General features: G+C 57.7%; 18 protein-coding genes and 2 tRNA genes. 5 read left to right on the top strand and 15 right to left on the bottom strand.

Going from position 1 to position 20794, the window contains the following annotated elements; all coding sequences use genetic code 11:
* The first annotated feature begins 153 nt into the window (after nucleotides 1–153).
* Nucleotides 154–594 (top strand): hypothetical protein, encoded by a 441-nt coding sequence (locus BAR1_RS10185; RefSeq protein ID WP_407681510.1) that lies wholly within the window; start codon nucleotides 154–156, stop codon nucleotides 592–594.
* A 57-nt stretch (nucleotides 595–651) separates the two neighbouring features.
* Here the strand turns inward: BAR1_RS10185 and BAR1_RS10190 are convergent, their stop codons facing one another.
* The 5 genes from BAR1_RS10190 to BAR1_RS10210 all read right to left on the bottom strand — a co-directional run bounded on the left by BAR1_RS10190 (nucleotide 652) and on the right by BAR1_RS10210 (nucleotide 7862).
* Nucleotides 652–1440: a DUF2189 domain-containing protein gene (locus tag BAR1_RS10190; protein ID WP_118942921.1), complete on the bottom strand. Its 789-nt coding sequence runs from the start codon at nucleotides 1438–1440 to the stop codon at nucleotides 652–654.
* 83 nt (nucleotides 1441–1523) lie between these two features.
* Nucleotides 1524–2651, bottom strand: a complete 1128-nt coding sequence (gene prfB / locus BAR1_RS10195) for a peptide chain release factor 2 (protein ID WP_118942922.1) — start codon at nucleotides 2649–2651, stop codon at nucleotides 1524–1526.
* An 81-nt stretch (nucleotides 2652–2732) separates the two neighbouring features.
* A complete protein-coding gene (locus BAR1_RS10200) occupies nucleotides 2733–5270 on the bottom strand; it encodes a penicillin-binding protein 1A (protein WP_118942923.1) in 2538 nt (845 codons plus the stop codon).
* 113 nt (nucleotides 5271–5383) lie between these two features.
* A complete protein-coding gene (locus BAR1_RS10205; protein ID WP_118942924.1) occupies nucleotides 5384–6607 on the bottom strand; it encodes an N-acetylmuramoyl-L-alanine amidase in 1224 nt (407 codons plus the stop codon).
* A 103-nt stretch (nucleotides 6608–6710) separates the two neighbouring features.
* Nucleotides 6711–7862 (bottom strand): pyridoxal phosphate-dependent aminotransferase, encoded by a 1152-nt coding sequence (locus tag BAR1_RS10210; protein ID WP_118944432.1) that lies wholly within the window; start codon nucleotides 7860–7862, stop codon nucleotides 6711–6713.
* Between the two features lie 73 nt (nucleotides 7863–7935).
* Here BAR1_RS10210 and BAR1_RS10215 point away from each other — a divergent pair, with 73 nt between their 5' ends.
* Together BAR1_RS10215 and BAR1_RS10220 are read left to right on the top strand one after the other, a co-directional pair.
* Nucleotides 7936–9261 carry a M48 family metalloprotease gene (locus BAR1_RS10215; RefSeq protein ID WP_228408533.1) on the top strand — a complete coding sequence of 442 codons (1326 nt, stop codon included), beginning with the start codon at nucleotides 7936–7938 and terminating at the stop codon, nucleotides 9259–9261.
* 7 nt (nucleotides 9262–9268) lie between these two features.
* Nucleotides 9269–10021, top strand: a complete 753-nt coding sequence (locus BAR1_RS10220; RefSeq protein ID WP_118942926.1) for a DsbA family protein — start codon at nucleotides 9269–9271, stop codon at nucleotides 10019–10021.
* A gap of 39 nt (nucleotides 10022–10060) precedes the next feature.
* On the opposite strand, the gene ispG is transcribed toward BAR1_RS10220, so the two are convergent.
* The 4 genes from ispG to BAR1_RS10240 form a co-directional block, all read right to left on the bottom strand.
* On the bottom strand, nucleotides 10061–11191 hold the full coding sequence (ispG, locus tag BAR1_RS10225) for a flavodoxin-dependent (E)-4-hydroxy-3-methylbut-2-enyl-diphosphate synthase (RefSeq protein WP_118942927.1): 1131 nt from the start codon (nucleotides 11189–11191) through the stop codon (nucleotides 10061–10063).
* 84 nt (nucleotides 11192–11275) lie between these two features.
* A complete protein-coding gene (locus tag BAR1_RS10230; protein WP_118942928.1) occupies nucleotides 11276–12514 on the bottom strand; it encodes a helix-turn-helix domain-containing protein in 1239 nt (412 codons plus the stop codon).
* Between the two features lie 115 nt (nucleotides 12515–12629).
* On the bottom strand, nucleotides 12630–13853 hold the full coding sequence (hemA, locus tag BAR1_RS10235) for a 5-aminolevulinate synthase (RefSeq protein ID WP_118942929.1): 1224 nt from the start codon (nucleotides 13851–13853) through the stop codon (nucleotides 12630–12632).
* Nucleotides 13854–13962: 109 nt separating this feature from the next.
* Nucleotides 13963–14571, bottom strand: a complete 609-nt coding sequence (locus BAR1_RS10240; protein ID WP_162891741.1) for a 5-aminolevulic acid synthase — start codon at nucleotides 14569–14571, stop codon at nucleotides 13963–13965.
* 232 nt (nucleotides 14572–14803) lie between these two features.
* Between BAR1_RS10240 and BAR1_RS10245 the strand changes: the two genes are divergently transcribed.
* Together BAR1_RS10245 and BAR1_RS10250 are read left to right on the top strand one after the other, a co-directional pair.
* Nucleotides 14804–16177: a M20/M25/M40 family metallo-hydrolase gene (locus tag BAR1_RS10245; RefSeq protein WP_118942931.1), complete on the top strand. Its 1374-nt coding sequence runs from the start codon at nucleotides 14804–14806 to the stop codon at nucleotides 16175–16177.
* 6 nt (nucleotides 16178–16183) lie between these two features.
* Complete coding sequence (locus BAR1_RS10250) at nucleotides 16184–16840, top strand: hypothetical protein (RefSeq protein ID WP_162891742.1); 657 nt, start codon at nucleotides 16184–16186, stop codon at nucleotides 16838–16840.
* Here BAR1_RS10250 and BAR1_RS10255 read toward each other — a convergent pair.
* From BAR1_RS10255 to lon, 6 genes are all read right to left on the bottom strand, one after another.
* The gene (locus BAR1_RS10255) at nucleotides 16837–17049 is read right to left on the bottom strand and encodes an RND transporter (RefSeq protein WP_118942933.1); all 213 of its coding nucleotides are present in this window, start codon (nucleotides 17047–17049) and stop codon (nucleotides 16837–16839) included. The two genes, BAR1_RS10250 and BAR1_RS10255, sit on opposite strands and share 4 nt — an antisense overlap.
* A 13-nt stretch (nucleotides 17050–17062) precedes the next feature.
* Nucleotides 17063–17290 carry an RND transporter gene (locus BAR1_RS10260; RefSeq protein WP_118942934.1) on the bottom strand — a complete coding sequence of 76 codons (228 nt, stop codon included), beginning with the start codon at nucleotides 17288–17290 and terminating at the stop codon, nucleotides 17063–17065.
* A 31-nt stretch (nucleotides 17291–17321) separates the two neighbouring features.
* Nucleotides 17322–17398: transfer RNA gene (locus tag BAR1_RS10265), tRNA-Asp, on the bottom strand.
* A gap of 189 nt (nucleotides 17399–17587) precedes the next feature.
* Nucleotides 17588–17663: transfer RNA gene (locus BAR1_RS10270), tRNA-Val, on the bottom strand.
* Nucleotides 17664–17779: 116 nt separating this feature from the next.
* On the bottom strand, nucleotides 17780–18148 hold the full coding sequence (locus BAR1_RS10275; RefSeq protein WP_118942935.1) for an HU family DNA-binding protein: 369 nt from the start codon (nucleotides 18146–18148) through the stop codon (nucleotides 17780–17782).
* A 78-nt stretch (nucleotides 18149–18226) separates the two neighbouring features.
* On the bottom strand, nucleotides 18227–20638 hold the full coding sequence (lon, locus tag BAR1_RS10280; protein ID WP_118942936.1) for an endopeptidase La: 2412 nt from the start codon (nucleotides 20636–20638) through the stop codon (nucleotides 18227–18229).
* Between the last annotated feature and the right edge of the window lie 156 nt (nucleotides 20639–20794).

Raw genomic sequence — 20794 nt, forward strand, 5'->3', positions numbered from 1 at the left:
CGTTTTCGTTTCAGCAGGAACCCGCCGGTATTTCAGGGTGTGACAATTGCAACCGTGGTGCTTTGGCGCTGTCTGTTCTTTTAGTCTGTTGCGCAAAGATGCCCTGCCCCGCGTGCAGAGTATCCCAAAACCTTGAAAACACGAGGAGAAACAATGCTTAAATCCCTGAAAACCCTGACTATCGCCACCATCATCGCCACCACAGGCATGGCCAACGCCGGGGACGACAAGAAACTGGTCACTATCCTGACCGCGGCCGAACCACAAACACAGCTGATGGCCATGGTGCTGACCATGAACGCAGCCAAAGCCGGCGCCAAATCCCACATCCTGTTATGTGGCCCTGCCGCCGACATCGCCCTGAAGGATGCCCCGGAAACTGCCACCGCCCCGCAGCCACCCAAGGCCATGAGCCCGCAGGGCCTGATGAAAATCATCATGGAGAAAACCGGCACGACGGTTGAAGTCTGCGCCATCTATCTGCCCGGCAAAGGTGTTGACGCATCGGTTCTGATCGAGGGTGTAACCCCCGCCAAACCCGGCGTAATGGGCGCACGGATTGTAGCACCGGATACGCAAGTGATGAGCTTTTAAATCTCATCCACCGCATTGCAATCAAGGGCACGGCGTTCATTGCGCCGTGCCCTAATTTTATTCTTCTTCGGGGCTAAGCGCCTGCCGATACAGATGCCAGGACGCATGGCCCAGCACCGGCAACACCACCAGCAGGCCCAGAAAATAGGGCAACATACCGATGGCCAGCATCACAATGATAAAGCCCCCCCATAGCAACATAACCGGCAGATTTTGCAGCACGGTTTGAAAGCTGACGATCATCGCTGTGACAAAATCCAGCTCCCGATCCAGCAGCAACGGCAGGCCCATCACGGTGATCGCATAGATCAATCCGGCCAATGCCGCCCCCGCTGCTGTGCCCACCGCCAGCATGGTCATGCCGTTCGGCGTCAGGAACACATCCAGTGACGACATCACATTCGTCATCGCCGAAAGCCCCAGAAACACCGCGAATATCATATGGCCGACAAAGGCCCAGAACATGAATATCAGCACGATCACCACGATGATTGACGGGAACTGGCGGTTCTTTTGCCGATAGGCCATGCCCAGCAGGCAGGCCCATGTCGGTTTTTCACCCCGCTCGCGGCAGCGGCTGATTTCATACAGCCCCACCGCCAGAAACGGTCCGATCAGCGGAAAGCCGAAACCAAGGATCACCACCCAATAGGTTTCCCCCGTGGCCCGCGTCACCCACCAGATCAGCAGGCCACCCAGCATATAGACCCCGCCGAAAAACAGCCCGAACAACGGGTAGGCCATGAAATCGCTCCAGCCCGATTTCAGTGCGGATTTCAGCATGGATATGGTTACGGTATTTATTTCAGGCACCTTTGAAGGTGCCAGTTCTTCTGCAACTGTCATTGTTATCTCTCCTGTTCGCACGATCAGGCTAGCGGCAGAAGTGCCGTTACGGCAAGGAAAATCTGGTTAAGCGTCCAGGCGCGCTATTCGTCGCCCTGTGCCTCGGCACGGGATTTACCGGACACATCCAGCGCCAAAGTGGCCGCCATAAACCCGTCCAGATCCCCGTTCAGAACGCCTTGGGTATCGGAGGTCTCGTAATTGGTGCGCAGGTCTTTGACCATCTGGTAGGGCTGCAAAACGTAGGAACGGATCTGGTTGCCCCAGCCCGCATCGCCCTTGTTTTCATGCGCATCATTGATCGCCTGATTGCGCCGGTCCAGTTCCATCTGGTACAGGCGCGACTTTAGCGCCTTCATCGCGATATCGCGGTTCTGGTGCTGGGATTTCTGCGACGAAGTCACAACGATATTGGTCGGAATATGGGTGATGCGCACAGCGGAATCCGTGGTGTTCACATGCTGCCCGCCGGCCCCCGAGGAGCGGTAGGTATCAATGCGGATATCCGACGGGTTGACCTCGATTTCGATATCGTCATCCACCACAGGGTAAACCCAGACAGAAGAAAACGACGTGTGGCGCTTGGCGTTTGAATCAAACGGTGAAATGCGCACCAGACGGTGCACGCCGCTTTCGGATTTCAGCCAGCCATAGGCGTTCGGGCCGCTGATCTTGTAGGCCACCGATTTGATACCAGCCTCTTCGCCGGGCGTTTCGGACTGTAGTTCAACCTTGTAGCCCTTCTTCTCGGCCCACCGCACATACATTCGCGCCAGCATATTGGCCCAGTCACAGCTTTCGGTGCCACCGGCGCCGGCGTTGATTTCAAGGAAAGTATCATTGCCATCTGCCTCGCCATTCAACAGCGCTTCCAGTTCTTTCTGGGCGGCGGTTTTGGCCAGTTTGGTCAGGGCTTCTTCGGCCTCTTTGATGACCTCTTCGTCTTCTTCCATCTCGCCCAGCTCGATCATCTCGACGTTGTCGGACAATTCCTGCGCGATATCCTCGTAGGTCTTGATCGAATCCAGCAGCGCCTGACGGTCACGCATCAGTTTTTGCGCCTTGGCAGGATCATCCCACAGGGTCGGGTCCTCGGCCCGTGCGTCGAATTCCTCCAGCCGGTGTTTGGCCGTGTCCCAATCCATCCGCTGACGCAAAAGTGCGAGGGATTTTTCAATCGCGTCCACGGTGTTCTGTGTCTCTGCGCGCATGTGGGGTAGCCTTTGAATGTTGGTGGTCAGATCGTTCCTGGGGGTGATAGCAATGTCAGGCGGAACGGGCAAGCAGCCCCGTCAATACAACCCGCCCGACTGCACAGTCCCGAAGGTGGCCTTGCCCCCCAACGTCACCGTGTTGCCATCCGAGGTGGTCACGGTTGTGGCCTGCTCGACCTCGTTGAACAAAGGCAGGTTGGCCCCCATCGCAAAGCCGCCATCAAAGGCAATACCGAAAATCGGATCTTCGCCATCGCGGAAATATTCGGCCACCACATTCGGCCCCGAAGCATCATCTGACAGGCGTGCACCGGTGTAACGGTCGATCTTGATGAAATGGCCACCGGGGGGCACAGCAAAGGGGCCGCCGCCATATTTTGCCGTGGCCTTTTGCATGAATTTGTTAAACACAGGGGCACACATTGTGCCACCGAATGCCCCGCGTCCCAATGGGCGCGGCGTGTCAAATCCCATATAACAACCAGCCACGATATTCGAGGTAAAGCCGGTAAACCAAACATCTTTGGATTCATTGGTTGTCCCGGTTTTACCGGCAACGGGCACATTCAGATTGATCTTGCCTGCCGCTGTCCCGCGCTGCACAACCCCCTGCATCATCGACCGGATCTGATAGGCGGTCACCGCATCAATAACCCTTTGGCGGTTCGACACGATCCTTGGCGCGACACCCGGTTCCAGCGAGGCAACACGGCAATCCACGCAGTCCCGTTTATCGTGCCGGTAAATCGTATTTCCGTAACGGTCTTGCACGCGGTCAACCAGTGTCGGTTCAATCCGTTCGCCCCCGTTGGCGATCATCGCATAACCGGTCACAACCCGCATCAAAGTGGTTTCCTGACTGCCCAGTGCGTTGGCCAAAAACCGGTCCATCCGGTCATAAAGGTCAAATTTTTCACCGTATTCGGCAACCACATCCATGCCGATCTCGTTGGCCAGCCGGATCGTCATAATGTTTCTGGATTGCTCGATCCCGGTGCGCAGCGGTGTAGGACCATAAAACCTTTTGGATGAATTTTGCGGCCGCCAAATCCCTTGTGCTGTCGAAATCTCGATCGGAGCATCAACGATAATCGTTGCCGGGGTATAACCACTGTCCAGTGCGGCGGCATATACGAAAGGCTTGAAGTTCGAACCGGGCTGGCGCCATGCCTGTGTTGCCCGGTTAAACACCGAATTCTGATAGGAAAACCCGCCCTGCATTGCAATCACGCGACCGGTGCGCACATCCATCGCCATGAAGCCGCCCTGGATTTCCGGCACCTGCCGCAGCGTCCAGCGGATAAAGCTGCCGTCACTGTCCTTGACCATGGCGCGCACATGCACAACATCGCCTACTTCAACCAGCTTGCCTTTGCGTCCCAGTTTGCCATTGTCCAGCCGCTTGCGCGCCCAGGCCATATCCTTGGCCGGAACCCAGTTGCCGCCTTCGGGCGTGTCCACCCCTTCAATGCCCAACCGTGCCCCTTTGTCGGTGACTTCCAGCACCACGGCAGGGTGCCATTGTGTTTCCAGAAAGATGTCGCGCGCCACACGCACATCGGCCAGCGCCGCGCGCCATGTTGCTTCGTCGACCAGTGCTTCAGCAGGCAGGGTTTTACCCGTTCCGCGCCAAAGCCCCTGACGCCGGTCATATTTTTCAAGCCCGGTGCGCAGTTCTTTGGCGGCTTCTTTTTGCATCTCGGGATCAATGGTTGCCCGAATGCTCAGACCGCCGCTGAAAAATTCGCCCTCGCCAAAATCACGGGTCAACTGGCGGCGGATTTCGTCAGTGAAATAGTCGCGCGGGGGCAATTCCTGCTTGAAGCTCTCGAAATCACCGTTTTGTACAGTCAGCAATGGCGCATCGCGCGCGGTTTCATACGCCTCCTTGGTCAGATACCCGTTCTGGAACATCTCCCGCAGCACATAGTTGCGCCGCGTTACGGCTTTGTCATGCTGGCGCACCGGATGGTAATCCGACGGCGCTTTGGGCAGCACAGCCAGATAGGCCACCTCCTCGGGCTTCAACTGATCCAGTGTTTTGTTGAAATAGGTCTGGGCCGCCGCCGCTACACCATAGCTGTTCTGACCCAGAAAAATCTCGTTCAGGTAAATTTCCAGCACCTTTTCACGGCCAATGGTGTTAACCAGACGCGCGGCGATGATGATCTCGCCGATTTTTCGCTCGATCTTGCGCTCGCCGCCCAGCAGCATGTTCTTGGCCACCTGCTGTGGAATGGTTGACGCCCCGCGCACCCGTTTGCCGCGTGACTTTACGGCCTCGATCATCGCCGCCGCAATACCGCGCAGATCATAGCCCGCATGTTTATAGAAATTCTTGTCTTCGGCCGAAATGAACGCCTGTTTCACCAGATCGGGAATGTCGCCGATGGGCGCAAACAACCGGCGTTCCTTGGCAAATTCATCAATAATCCGCCCTTCACCCGAATAAATCCGGCTGATCGTGGCAGGCGTATATTGTGCCAGCGCCTCGTGACTGGGCAGGTTCCGGCTAAAGGTCCAGAACACGCCGCCCAGAACCACCGCGCCCATCAACAGGGCCAGCGTCAGCCAGCTAAAGATTGCGCCAAAAAATGACAAGATGCCTTTGATCAAAACCGTTCTCCAAAACGAGGTCTAGGGCGTATATAGGCACCCAAGCCCCAAGGGTCAAAACGTGTAGCCAAAATAATCAGCCGATTTGCGCTGTTTTCATCACTTTTGTTTCATTACTCCCGCCGCAGCTGCGCCCGTGCCGCATCACTTGCCGCCCATTCCACCAATGCCGCCCGAATCCCGCTTGCCGCCTTGGCGCGCCATTCCGATGACGACAGGTTCTGCAAATCCTGCGGGTTGGACAGAAAACCGATCTCGATCAGCACCGACGGAATATCGGCGGCTTTCAGCACCGAAAAACTGGCAGACTGGCGCGGGCGGCTGTGCATCCGGCCAATTGCCGCCGTCAGCCCCTTCACCAGTTGATCCGCCAGTTGACCGGCCCGTGGTGCCGTTTCCACCCGTGCCATATCCATCAGAACACCGGCGATCACATCATCCTGCCCTGCCAGATCGACACCGGCCAGCAAATCATTCCGGTCATGGCGTTCCGCAAGCAACGCCGAAGCCTCGTCACTGGCAGTGTCGGACAGGGTGTAAACCGTCGCCCCCGCCGCGCGCCCCTCGCTCAAGGCGTCGGCATGCAGCGAGATAAACACATCCGCACCGGCCTTGCGCGCAATGCTGATCCGCGTTTCAAGCGGAACGAATAAATCTTCATTGCGGGTCAAAACCACCTTGAACCCGCCTGCCCGCGTCAAATCCTCTTTGATCTGGCGGGCAAAGGACAACATCAGGTTTGCCTCGGTCTCGCCGCCGGTCTGCGCCCCCGGATCAATCCCGCCGTGACCCGGATCCAGCACCACCACCAGCGCCCCACCGCTCTGGCGGGCAACGGGGCGCCTCACACCTGCGCTTTGCGGCACACCCCACAACGGGGTCTGTGGCACGCCTGCGCGGGCCGCAAAACCGGCCGCATCACCGGCTACCAGACGGATGTGCACCATGGCATCACCGTCATTCGGGTCCGTCACCATCGTCGCGGTTTTCACCACCACCGGCGCCACCAGATCAACCACCATGCGCGACCAGCCGGGCCGAAACACCCCGAAACGCGCGCCACTTGCCTGTGATCCCTGCACCAGATCGGCCGCCTTCACACCGCCCCAGTCCACTTCTCGAAAATCAACCACCAGCCGGCGCGGTTCATCCAGCGTGAACACCCGATAGGGCACCGCCTGCGTCAAATGCAGATCAATCGCCAGCCCGCCGTGCCCCTCGTCCCGAATAAAGGACCGCGAAGCGTCCAGCCGCGCCAGCACCGTCATCTGCTGTGCCTGCGCCGCCCCTGCCCACAGGACCAGAACCATCATCAACAATCGTGCAATACCGCTCATCTGCCACCTGTTTTTTCGGTGACTATACCGCCCCGCCGGCAATTGCGAAACAGCCTTCCCATTATCGTTCCCCAAATATCCGCGCCGCAGGCATCCCGCCCTGTCAGCCCGTGCCACGTTTCGCCATAAACGCCTTCAACCGCGCCAGACCCTCGACAATATCCCCCGCCGCCCGCGCATAGGAAAACCGCAGCGTCCCGGCCCCGCGTTCGGGGTCAAAATCCAGCCCCGGCGTCACGGCCACACCGGCCTTTTGCAAAATCTCGTCGGCAAAGGCACGGCTGTCATCCGTCATTTCCGACACATCCGCATAGACGTAAAACGCCCCGTCCGGCGGCGCGATCCTGTCAAACCCCGCTTGCGGCAACCCCTCCAGCATCAAGCGGCGGTTTTCGCGGTAAACATCCATGTTGCCTTCAAGTTCCCCACCGCAGTCCATCGCCGCCAGCGCCACCAGTTGCGAGCCATGCGAGGGGCAGATGAACATATTCTGCGCCAGTCGCTCGATCACGCGCACATGATCCGCAGGCACCACCATCCAGCCCACCCGCCAGCCGGTCATCGAGAAATACTTGGAAAAGGAATTGATCACATAGACATCATCACTGATCTCCAGCGCCGACACCGCGCGGCCCTCGTATTGAATGCCGTGATAAATTTCATCGGAAATGAAACTGGTCCCCTGATCCGCACAGGCATGGATCAACCCTTCCATCGCCCCCCTGTCCAGCATGGTGCCCGAAGGATTCGCGGGCGACGCCACAATCAACCCGTCCAGATCCAGCCCTGCCAGATCGGCCGGAACCGGCTGCAAGCGGTTTTCAGCCGAGGTTTGAATCCCGACCGGCGCCAAGTCCAGCGCACTCAGGATTTGCCGGTAGGACGGGTAACCCGGCTCGCCCAACCCGACCCGCGCGCCGGTGTCAAACAGCGTGGTAAAGGCCAGAATAAACGCCCCGCTTGACCCGGGCGTCACGATCACCCGCGCCGGATCAAGGTCGATACCATACCATTCCCGATACAGCCCCGCGATCCGCGCCCGCAGCTCCGGCAACCCCAGCGCCACGGTGTATCCCATCGCCTGATCCTGCATCGCCTCAGCCAAAGCAGCACGCGCAGCCACGGGGGCGGGCGTGCCGGGCTGGCCGACTTCCATATGGATAATATGGCGCCCTTCCTCCTCGGCCACGCGCGCGGCCTCCATCACATCCATCACGATAAAGGGATCAACCACGCTTCGACTTGATGTTTTCATCATACCCCCGCAAACTGTGCCAAATTCAGGGGTCTTGTCCCAAGCAATGCAAAGAAGGTCAATGGCAGCATTTTTGATAAAACGTTTTCTGCAAGTCGCGCTGCTTTTGGCCGCCCTGACCACCGGCGCCAGTGCCCAAAGCCTGATCCGCGATGCCGAAATCGAATACGCCCTGCGCAAGCTGGCACAACCCATATTCGCAGCGGCCGGACTAAACGGCAACCACATCAAAATTCTGGTGATCAATGACAGTTCGCTGAACGCCTTTGTCGCGGACAACCAGCATATGTTCATCCATTCCGGCCTGATCCTGAAACTGAAAACCGCCGAGGAACTGCAAGCCGTGATCGCCCACGAGGCGGCGCATATCGCCAATGGCCATATCTCGCGGCGGCTGTCCAATATGCGCTCGGCCAGAACTGCGGCCGGTCTGGGGATATTGCTGTCACTGGCTGCAGGCGCCGCTTCGGGGAACACCACAGCCGGCACCGGCGCCGCCATCGGCGCAATGAGCACGGCCCAAAGGGTGTTCCTGTCCCACACCCGAAGCGAGGAAAACTCGGCCGACCAGTCGGGCGCCCGTTTCATGGCCCGCGCCGGAATTGACCCGCAAGCGATGGTCAAGGTGCTGGACCTGTTTCGCGGCCAGGAGGCGTTCTCGTCCACCTCGCGCCATATCGACCCCTACGCCCTGACCCACCCGATGTCGCGCGACCGTCTGCGCGCCGTCAAAGGCTATGCCGCCGCCTATGGCCCCCAAGGCAAGCCCGATCCTAACGCCGGTTACTGGTATGCCCGTGCCCGTGGCAAACTGGGCGCCTTTATCCGCAACCCCAACTGGGGCCTGCGCGAAGCCCGCAAGACCAGCTACAAAGACGTGGCCCTGATGATGAAGGCCGTGGCCTATCACCAGATGCCCAATGTCAAAAAGGCGCTGAAAGCGGTGGACGCTTTGGTCAAGGCCCGCCCGAATGACCCATACGCCCACGAGTTGCGCGGCCAGATCCTGCTGGAATCACGTAAATTCAACGCCGCCGCCGCTGCCTATGCCAAGGCCGTGTCACTTGCCCCGCGCGAGGCGCTGATCCTTGCCGGCTATGGTCACGCCCTGCTGGCCCAGGGCAATGTCAAAAAGGCGCTGCCTGTTTTGGAAAAGGCCCGCGCGCGTGACCCGCAGGATGAACGCATGATGCGCGATCTGGCAATGGCCTATGCGAAAACCGGCAACAACGGCATGGCCTCGCTTGCCACCGCCGAACGCTATGCCCTGCGGGGCCGCCTGATAGACGCCGCCCTTCACGCCAAACGTGCCGCAGGCCTTTTGCCGCGTGGCTCGGCGGGGTGGAATCGGGCACAAGACGTGTTAAGAGCTGCACAAGCAGTAGCAAAACGGAGATAAAACCAGCATGAAACGCATCCTTCTGGCCACCGCATTGGCCATCACCACATTTACCGCGCCGGCATCGGCCACCGATCTTATGGATATGACCGACAGCGAACGCGATGTGTTTCGCGCCGAGGTCCGCGCCTATCTGATGGAAAACCCCGAAGTGTTGCTGGAGGCGATCAACGTGCTGGAGCAACGTCAGGCCACTGAAGAAGCGGTGAATGATGCCACCCTGTTGCTAAACAACGCCGACGAGATTTTCAACGACGGAGTGTCCTATGTTGGCGGCAATCCGGATGGCGATGTGACCGTGGTCGAGTTTTCCGACTACCGCTGCCCCTATTGCAAACGCGCCCACAAAGAGGTGGCGCAACTGCTAGCACAGGATGGCAACATCAGGTTTATCTACAAGGAATTCCCGATTCTGGGACCGGATTCCCTGACAGCGGCACAATTTGCTGTCGCCGTTCTGCTTAAGGACGGGCCTGAAAAATACCGCGCGGTCAACGATGCCCTGATGGAAATGCGCGGGGACCCGAGCGAAGCGGCCCTGACGGCCATTGCCAACGAACAGGGGCTGGATGCGGGCGCTCTGCTGGAAGGGATGAAAAGCAGTGAAGTGACGCAGATCATCCAGGCCAATCGCGCCCTTGGCCAGCGGCTGAAGATTTCCGGCACACCGACGTTCATTATCGGGGATCAGATTCTGCGGGGATACCTTCCGCTGGACAACATGCAAGCCATCGTTAAAGAGGCCCGCACACTGGAATAACCAATACCCGCCTCCCCGCTTTCGGGCGGGGATGGCGCCTTATTCCGCCGCTTCGGCCTTGGTTATCTCGGCTTCAATCACAGCGGCGCGTTCCTCGACCTGCGCAACGATATGCTCGATCATTTCCTCGTTGCTCAACTTGTGGCTCTGGGCGCCGGCAATATAGACCATCCCGCTGCCTGCCCCGCCACCGGTAAAGCCGACATCGGTCATCAAGGCTTCGCCCGGGCCGTTCACAACACAGCCGATGATACTGAGCGACATCGGCGTTTTGATATGTTCCAGACGACGTTCCAGCGTATCCACCACCTTGATCACATCGAATCCCTGCCGCGCGCAGGAGGGGCAGGAAATGATGTTCACACCGCGATGGCGCAGGCCCAGAGATTTCAGAATTTCAAAGCCCACCTTGACCTCTTCCACCGGATCGGCGGACAGGGAAACGCGGATAGTATCACCAATGCCTGCCCACAGCAGATTGCCCAGACCGATGGCCGATTTGATCGTGCCCGAGACCAGCCCGCCGGCCTCGGTCACGCCCAGATGGATCGGGGCGTCGGTGGCGTCGGCCAGTTGCTGATAGGCGGCGGCGGTCATGAACACATCCGACGCCTTGACCGAAATCTTGAATTCGTGGAAATCATTGTCCTGCAAAATGCGGATATGCTCCAGCCCGCTTTCGACCATCGCGTCAGGACAGGGTTCGCCGTATTTTTCCAGCAGGTGCTTTTCCAATGATCCCGCGTTCACACCGATACGGATCGAGCAGCCATGATCACGCGCCGCCTTGATCACGTCCTTTACCCGTTCAGGATTGCCGATATTGCCGGGGTTGATCCGCAAACAGGCGGCCCCCGCCTCGGCGGCCTCGATGGCGCGTTTGTAATGGAAATGGATATCGGCAACGATGGGCACGGGGCTTTCGGTAACGATTTCCTTCAGGGCCGCAGAGGATTCCACATCCGGCACCGAAACCCGCACAATATCGGCGCCGGCATCGGCACAGGCCAGCACCTGTTTGATGGTGGCCGCCGCGTCGGATGTCAGCGTGTTGGTCATTGTCTGCACCGCAATCGGCGCATCCCCCCCGACCGGCACCGAGCCAACATGGATTTTGCGGGATTTGCGGCGGTCAATATCGCGCCACGGGCGGATCGGGTTATGCGTCATCACACGGGCCTTTTTCGGGCTGTTGCAGGTTTGTCTGTGGAATAGATAATCACCTGCGCAAACAGGTGCAACGCCAAGTCTGGGTTATTCGTCCGGCAGTTTCGCGGGATCAACCGATAGTTCGGCCACAACTTTGGCCAGCTCTTTGTTCCCAGTCAAATCGGCCAAGGCATATTTTTCGGTTATCTCGTCCTCTCCCAAGGCGATTTTGCTGACCACCGATGCCCCCTCGCCTGCCGGGCCGTATGTTTTACCATTCACGGCAAAATATACCCCGCCCGCATAACCGGTGCGCAAAGTCGGCGGTTCTTCGGTTTTGGGCAGAACAAACTTGTCGCCGGGCTGCATGACTTTTTCGTAGATCACTGTGCCATCGGCAGATTTAACACGAACCCAGGATTCACGAACTGCAAAAATCGCCACTTCGGGCACACCATCCTCGACCACCTTGATCAGGGTCGGGTCTGCCGGCTCGGGGGACAGGTCGGGTTGGTCCAACCCTGCCATAACACGCCGAAGCTCGGGGGCGCTGAGGCTGGTATCGGGCGCCAATGTGCCAAAGCTGTCGGGGTTCAGTGCTGCAATCGGACCATCACGGGCCACCATCACCGGCACTTCCAGCGCCTGCGGACGATACAGCCGGTCCAGTGCGTCGGGCGAAGGCGCAACGAAACCTGTAGTTTCCTCCTCGTTCATCGCGAATACATCTTCGCGGCCGGCCAGCGGGTCCACCGTTGCTGCAAGCCCGGGGGCCTGTTCAACCGGCGCGAATTGCACGCGCTGCACTTCCTGCAGCACGGTCCAGCCGCCATAACCGATGCCGCCAATCAACGCGACCAGAACCATCATTGATCCGATTGCATTGATTTCCACACCGGAAAAGAAGGATTCCTTACGCGGCAGGAAGGTTGCGTTCGGATCGGCCAGCGGATCGCGAAACGTATCGTTTTTTTGCGCATTACGTTCGGATTTTTGCGCCGCAGCGCTCGACGCCTGCGCGGACATGCCATGCGCGGTTTCGTAGTCGCTCTCGTCACAGAATTTCTGGAAGGCCCATTCCGGGTCCATCCCCAGATAGCGCGCATAGGAACGCACATAACCGGCAATAAAACTGGGGGATTCAAAGGCGCTGGGATCGGCGTTTTCAATCGCGGCAACATAGGTCGCTTTGATCTTTAACTCGCGTTGGACATCCAGCAGGGATTTGCCAAGGGTCGCGCGTTCGCCGCGCATGACATCGCCCAGTCGTAGATCGTATGCATCGAATCCAGAAGGCTGGACTGTTTCTTCAGCCTCCTTGGGCGTAAAAATGCGCCCGATCATGTGCCCTGCTCCGATGTCACCACATAGTCCCCAAAAGTGTCGGCGATTCGCCTTGCGCCAACCTATTACGGAATCGTTACCACAAACCAATCAATATTGCACGTTTTCAGATAGGTTAGCCCGTAAGCTCGGCGCGATTCAGCGCACATTGCGACCATAGGTCATCCATGGCGTGAACCAGCTTGTCCATCTCTTCGGGGCCATGCACCGGCGAGGGTGTAAACCGCAGCCGTTCGGTGCCCCGCGGCACGGTCGGAAAGTTGATCGGCTGAACGTAAATACCGTAGTTTTCCAGCAGCAGGTCGGACAGCATTTTGCATTTCACAGGGTCCCCCACATGCACCGGCACGATATGGCTGCCATGATCGGTGATCGGCAGGCCCATCGCCTTAAGGCGGTCCTTCAGGATGCGCGCATGGGTCTGTTGCAATTCGCGCAGATGCGGATCGGTTTTCAGATGTTTGACCGACGCCGCCGCCCCCGCCGCAACCGCAGGCGGCAGGCTGGTGGTGAAAATAAAGCCGGGCGCATAGGAGCGGATCGCATCGGCCATTTTGGCACTGGTGGCGATATAGCCGCCATGCACACCGTATGCTTTGCCCAAGGTGCCGTTGATGATATCAATCCGGTCCATCAGCCCGTCGCGTTCGGCCACACCGGCCCCATGTGCGCCATACATGCCCACGGCATGCACTTCGTCGATATAGGTCAATGCGCCGAATTCTTCTGCCAGATCAAGCACTTCCTCAATCGGGCCAAAATCGCCATCCATCGAATAGATCGATTCAAAGGCGATCAGTTTGGGCGCGTCCTTGTCCAGTTCTTCCAGCAGTTCGCGCAGATGCGCCACATCGTTATGGCGCCAGATCTTCTTGGCGCAATTGCCGTGGCGAATACCCTGAATCATCGAGGCGTGGTTTAATTCGTCCGACAGAATGGTCAGCCCCGGGAACAACAGCGGCAGGGTGGAAAGCGTGGCGTCATTGGCGATATAGGCCGAGGTGAATATCAGCGCTGCCTCTTTGCCGTGCAGATCGGCCAACTCGGCTTCCAGTGCCTTGTGATACACCGTGGTGCCGGAAATATTGCGGGTCCCGCCCGAGCCTGCACCGGTTGCATGCAGCGCATCGTGCATCGCTTCCAGCACATGCGGGTGCTGGCCCATGCCCAGATAATCATTGCCACACCAGACGGTGATTTCCTGTTCGCTGCCATCGGGTTTGCGCCAGATCGCATGTGGGAAAGCACCCTTGCGACGTTCGATATCAATAAAGGTGCGATAGCGCCCTTCGTCGTGCAGACGTTGCAGGCTTTCGTCGATCTTGGCGGAATAATCCAATGGTCAGCTCCCTAATATCCAGCGGCCCAGAATCACCGCTGTCGTTCGCGTTATCACAGGGAATAGCGCAGTTGTTTTAACAAAAACAGGTTACAAAATGCCGCGCGACCTATTTATCCTGAATTACAACCCTACAGTCAGTCGCGCCTTTTTCGGATGCCGCCTTGTTACAGGTCGCCAGCGCTGTTTCGGCAGCACCTTCGCCTTTGGCGATTGCATAGTCACCGGTTGCAGCTGAAACCGCCATCGCTTTTGCACCGCGTCCTTTCAAATAGGTTCTTTTGAACGCTGTGGTCGCGCTGGCCGACAGTTGCAACGGCTGTTCGCTGTATTTGCGTGGCACAACATAAGCCACCAAAAGACACTTTGGCCCGCCACCGCGCAGGGCGTTGCATTCCTTAATCGCCGCAGCTTCGGCGGCTTTGATACTGTGGTGGTTTGCCGTCGCAACAGTCGCCTTATGCGCCAACCCCTGTTTGGGCGAAGCCGCAACAGCCCCGTAATACAGCACCGCCTTGAACTCGGGCATATCCGCCATCAGTTCCAGGGTTTTCACATCAAGATCCGTCATGAAATCCTGCTGCACCACTATAAATTCCCCGCCCTTGGGCGAAAACAGCATCCGCTTGGCCTCTTTGCCGGTAAAAGGGGACTCGCCCGCCAATGCCTGCGTGACTCCCGCTGCGATAATCACCGCTGCTGTAAGTGCTCTAACCATTCGTCCCTCCAAAACAGATTTGTCAAAACCCTACCCTGCCCATCCGCATCTGACCAGTGCCACTGGACAGTTTGCGCCACGGTGCTAGGTTCAGCGCCTAGAACATGTCGCGCCAAATCGAATTCATCTGGCCGGACGAACGCACCCGCGTTGCAGGCGCTGCCTCGCCCAGCCAGATAAATGCTGATACTGATCAGACGCGACACGCTATAAACAACACCGGAGCATTCCCATGACCCTAGATGCCGTTCTTGCCCATATCGACGCCGAATTGCCCAAAGCCACCGACCGTTTGCTGGATCTGCTGCGCATCCCGTCGATTTCCACCGATCCGGCCTACAAGGCCGATTGCGACCGCGCCGCCGACTGGCTGGTGGATGAATTGAACGGCCTTGGCTTTGACGCCAGCAAACGGCCGACCACAGGGCACCCGATGGTGGTGGCCCATAACGACGGCACCGGCCCGCATGTGCTGTTTTACGGCCACTACGATGTGCAGCCGGTGGACCCGCTGGAGCTGTGGGACACACCACCGTTTGAACCCGCGCTCGAGGACACCGACAAAGGTGTGGTGATCCGTGGCCGTGGCGCGTCCGACGACAAGGGGCAGTTGATGACCTTTGTCGAGGCCTGCCGCGCATGGAAGGCCGTTACCGGCAGCCTGCCGATCAGGGTTTCGATCTTTTTCGAGGGCGAAGAGGAATCCGGCTCGCCCTCGCTGGTGCCGTTCATGCAGCAAAACGCCAAGGAGCTGACCGCCGACATCGCCCTGATCTGCGACACCGGCCTGTTTGAATCCGCTGTCCCCGCCATCACCACCCAATTGCGCGGCATGGTGACCGAGGATTTCACCATCAAGGGTGCGGCGCGCGATCTGCATTCGGGCATGTATGGCGGGCTGGCGGGCAATCCGATCCATATTCTGTCCGACATCATCGCCAAACTTCATGATGAAACCGGCCATATCACGCTGGAGGGGTTCTATGACGATGTGCCCGAACTGTCTGACGACATCCGCAGCCAGTGGCAAAATCTGGCCTTTGACCACGCCGGCTATCTGGGCGATGTGGGGCTGTCCGTGCCAGCGGGCGAACAGGACCGCACACCGCTGGAAATGATCTGGTCGCGCCCAACTTGCGAAGTGAACGGGATCTGGGGCGGCTATACCGGTGACGGGTTCAAAACCGTTCTGCCGGCCGAAGCCAGCGCCAAGATCAGTTTCCGCCTTGTCGGCCAGCAGGACCCCGACAAAATCCACGAGGCCTTTGTGAAACATGTAAAGGACAACCTGCCGTCTGATTTCACCGTCGAATTCACCCCCAGCCGCGGCGCTCCGGCCTCGCAGATGTCGACCGACAATCCGGCTTTCGAAAAATCCCGTCAGGCTCTGTCCGATGAATGGCCCCGCCCCGCCGCCTATGTGGGCTGTGGCGGGTCAATCCCGATTGCAGGACATTTCAAAGAGGTGTTGGGCATGGATGCCATGCTGATCGGTTTTGGCAAGGATGACGATGCGATCCATTCCCCGAACGAGAAATACGACATGGAGAGTTTCCACAAGGGCACGCGCAGCTGGGCGCGGATTTTGGCGGCTTTGGCAGAGTAAGCGCAAATGCAGTTTCTTAGAGCAGTCGCAATTGCGGGAATGATGTTGCCTGTGCAGGCGCTGGGGGCAGAGTCTGCCTGCCCGACCAGCGCCGATCTGGAAAACGGTATTATTCTGGAGACCACAACCACCCAGAACAAACGATCAAATATTGTTCGCAAAACTTATCAACGGTTAAACAGCAACGTCATTCAAATGCAAATGGCCCCGCTTAAACCATCAGGCGAGCCTGAAACTGAACCACAATTACCCGCATTATACCTGTATAAAGGTTTAATCTTAATCAACCCAGACGACGTTGACAAATATGCCAGCAGTGGTATCAATCCCCAATTAGAAGGATTTTTCCCGCTCAAAACAGGGACAAGTTTTGAATTGAAAAATGAGCTTCCGGACAATAGCGTGAGCACATTTTTTATAGACGTGTTTGGAAAAACTGATCGCTTGATTGCTGGCTGTAACTATTCTTTTTATCAAATCAGTTGGAGGATTAGCATTCCAAAAAGCGGCGAATCAATCAGTAGAAAATTTCTATACAACGAAGAACTTGAAGTGTGGCTGGAAGACCCTGCCATGTTCTTGCTCAATAGCAACCTGTTTATGCTAGACGAATTAAAACAAGTCCGCAAATACACAAGATTTTCAGCAGCACAGCCGGATTAACCGTTGATAGCCATCTGCCCCAGCTTGGCCGCCAGCACCACAAACGGTGCCGTGTGCAATAGCAGATCAAACCAGTCCAGCGGGCGTTTCAATGTGCCCGCTTTCAGCATCTTGATCTTTTCCCAGATGTGCGGCTCGGGCACGAAAGGGGCCAGCCCCAAAGTGGCCGCCGCGATCACCGCATAGGATAACGGCAGTTGTTCCAGCATGTCCCACACGATCTTATTCCTTCCCCTTGCGCGCGCCCATACGCGCCAGTTTGGCCAGCACCAGTACCCACGGGGCACCATGCATCACCAGATCGAAAATATCCATCGGTTTGGACAATTCCCCGGCCATCAGCATCCGCAGTTTTTCCAGCACATGCGGTTCGGGCACGAACGGGGCCAAACCCAGCAGCAATGCCACCATAATCAGGGTGGGCCAAGAAATATTGTCAAGAAATGACATATCAACACTTTCTTTTTCGCTGGTGGAAAAGTGGCGCGGTTGACGGGACTCGAACCCGCGACCCCCGGCGTGACAGGCCGGTACTCTAACCAACTGAGCTACAACCGCGCACTTTACAATGTCACCAACCGGCGACTTGTTTGGGCGTTCTAGGGCGAGTAGCCGGAGGCGTCAAGCGGTTCCGGCCGGTTTTTTGAAAATAGTTTGCGGGGGGCGGAAATTATTCCGACGCGCATTGCAAACGCGGAATTCATAAAGGCCTGTGTCGTGTTTTGGCCTAATGGGGACAGGATGGAATGGTGGGTGATAAGAGACTCGAACTCCTGACATCTTCGGTGTAAACGAAGCGCTCTACCAACTGAGCTAATCACCCTTGTGGGGGCGTTTAACGCGAGTTGCACGGGGTATGCAAGCCCCTTTCACACAAAAAATGCACCTCTTTTCGGGGTGCGTTGTTTTTTTCGTATTTTGGCAAGGGTTCGCCCGAAATCAGGTCGGGATTTTCACCACTTTGTCATCCTCCACAGCGTTGCGCTGGCGAATTCGGCAGACCATCATCTTTGCGTTGGCCAGCTCTTTGGTCTTTTTCACCATCACCTTGCCCAGTGGTTGCAGGTTCAATTCCTCGCCCGCCGCCAGGGCTTCGCCCAGAACCGCCAGCATGGCCTCGATTGCAGGCTTGGCGTCTTTCTTTTTCACACCCGAGCGCGCGACGACCCGCTCGATCAGTTCCTTCTTGCGCAGCACCGGAACCTCGGCAGCTTTGGCGGCTGCGGCCGGTTTTGCAGCCGGTTTAGCAGGGGCTGTCTTACGCGGGGCGGGTTTGCGGGGCGGTGTTTTACTGCCTTGGGTTGCCATTGTATTCACGACTCTCTTTCACGAATTAATCCGGGGTTATCTAAATCAAAAGGGGGCTAAAAAGCCCCCTTTCTTTGGTTAATGTGCGGTTGCACCGGCATCGCCTGCCTTGGTGGCCAGCGCCGCCTTGGCCGCGGCGGCTTCTTCTGCCGCTTCGTCCCATTCGATCGGCTCGGGCTGTTTGACCAGCGCGTGTTTCAACACCTCGGACACATGTTCCACAGGGATTATCGTCAGCCCCTCTTTTACATTGTCCGGGATCTCGACCAGATCCTTTTCGTTTTCTTTCGGGATCAGAACGGTTTTGATACCGCCCCGCAGCGCCGCCAACAGCTTTTCTTTCAAGCCGCCAATCGGCAGCACATTGCCGCGCAAGGTAACCTCGCCGGTCATGGCGATGTCTTTCTTCACCGCAATGCCCGTCAGAACCGATACGATGGATGTCACCATGCCCACACCGGCGCTTGGCCCGTCCTTTGGGGTCGCGCCTTCGGGAACGTGGACGTGGATATCGATCTTTTCAAACATCGTCGGTTTCACCCCGATTTGCGGGCTGATCGAACGCACAAACGAAGATGCCGCATCGATGCTTTCTTTCATCACATCGCCCAGCTTGCCGGTGGTTTTCATCCGCCCCTTGCCGGGCAGTTTCAGCGCCTCGATCGACAGCAGTTCACCGCCAACAGATGTCCACGCCAGACCGGTGACCACGCCAACGTGGTCCTTTTCCTCGGCCAGACCATAGCGGAACCGTTTGACGCCCAGATATTCCTCGAGGTTCTCGGGGGTGATCACCACCTTTTCCTCGTCCCCGCGCACGATCTTGGTCACGGCTTTACGCGCCAGTTTGGCGATCTCGCGCTCAAGGTTCCGCACACCGGCCTCGCGGGTGTAGGTGCGGATGATTTCGGTCAGCGCCGCGTCCGTCAGCTCGAATTCGCCCTTTTTCAAGCCGTGGCCCTTGATCTGCTTTTCGATCAGATGCCGCTTGGCGATCTCGCGCTTTTCGTCCTCGGTGTAACCCGACAGCGGGATGATCTCCATCCGGTCCAGCAGCGGGCTTGGCATGTTATAGCTGTTCGCCGTGGTCAGGAACATCACATCCGACAGGTCATATTCGACCTCGAGATAATGATCGACAAAGGTGCTGTTTTGTTCGGGGTCCAGAACCTCGAGCATCGCAGATGCCGGGTCGCCACGGAAATCCTGCCCCATCTTGTCGATTTCATCGAGCAGGATCAGCGGATTGGTGGTTTTGGCCTTTTTCAGCGCCTGAATAATCTTGCCGGGCATTGATCCGATATAGGTGCGGCGATGGCCGCGAATTTCGGATTCGTCCCGCACGCCGCCAAGGCTGATGCGAATGAATTCGCGTCCCGTGGCACGGGCCACGGATTTGCCAAGGCTGGTTTTACCCACGCCCGGAGGTCCGACCAGACACAGGATCGGTCCCTTCAGCTTGCGTGAACGCTGACCAACGGCCAGATATTCCACAATCCGTTCCTTGACCTTTTCAAGGCTGTAGTGATCGTCATCCAGCACCTTTTGCGCCGCGTTCAGATCTTTTTTCACACGGCTACGCTTGCCCCACGGGATCGACAACATCCAGTCCAGATAATTGCGCACCACGGTGGCCTCGGCCGACATCGGCGACATGTTTTTCAGCTTTTTCAGCTCGGCATTGGCTTTTTCCAGCGCCTCTTTGCTCAGCTTGGTCTGTGCGATGCGCTCTTCCAGCTCGGTGATTTCGTTGTTGCCGTCCTCGCCGTCGCCCAGTTCCTTCTGAATGGCCTTCATCTGCTCGTTCAGATAATATTCGCGCTGGGTGCGCTCCATCTGGCTTTTGACGCGGGTCTTGATCTTTTTCTCGACCTTCAGCACCGACATTTCGCCTTGCATCAGGCCGTAAATCTTCTCCAGCCGTTCGGCCACGTTCAGAGTCTCCAAAAGCTCCTGCTTTTGGTCAACCTCGATGCCCAGATGACCGGCCACCAGATCGGACAGCTTGTCACTTTCGACCGCATCGGCCACAGCCGACAGGGCCTCTTCGGGCACGTTCTTCTTGATCTTGGCATAGCGCTCGAATTCAGAGCCGACAGAACGCACCAGCGCCTCGACCGTGGCCTCGTCGCCCAGTGTTTCTTCCAGTTCCTCGGCGTGGGCCTCGAAATAATCGGGGTTGTCCAGATAATCGGTGATCCGCACGCGTTTACGCCCTTCGACCAGCACCTTGACGGTGCCGTCGGGCAGTTTCAGCAGTTGCAGCACATTGGCCAGAACGCCAATGTTGTATATGCCGTCCGATTCCGGATCGTCCTGCGAGGGGTCAATCTGGCTGGACAGCAGGATTTGTTTGTCATCCACCATCACCTCTTCCAGGGCTTTGACGGATTTTTCACGACCCACGAACAGCGGCACGATCATATGCGGGAACACCACAATATCGCGCAAGGGCAGTACGGGGTAGGATGTGCTTAAATGCTCGGTCATTTCTTGTCCTTGTTCAGTGGCAGACAACGGCAGGCCCCTGCATCATATAGGCAACCTGTCTGTCTCCGGTCTTTGGTTTAATAAAATGGGGATGATCCCCGATTATTCAACCATTAACCTGCCATGCAGCTTTGGGGCGCAATGTGCCTGCGCATT

The organism is Profundibacter amoris (genome assembly GCF_003544895.1).
Taxonomy (GTDB): Bacteria; Pseudomonadota; Alphaproteobacteria; order Rhodobacterales; family Rhodobacteraceae; genus Profundibacter; species Profundibacter amoris.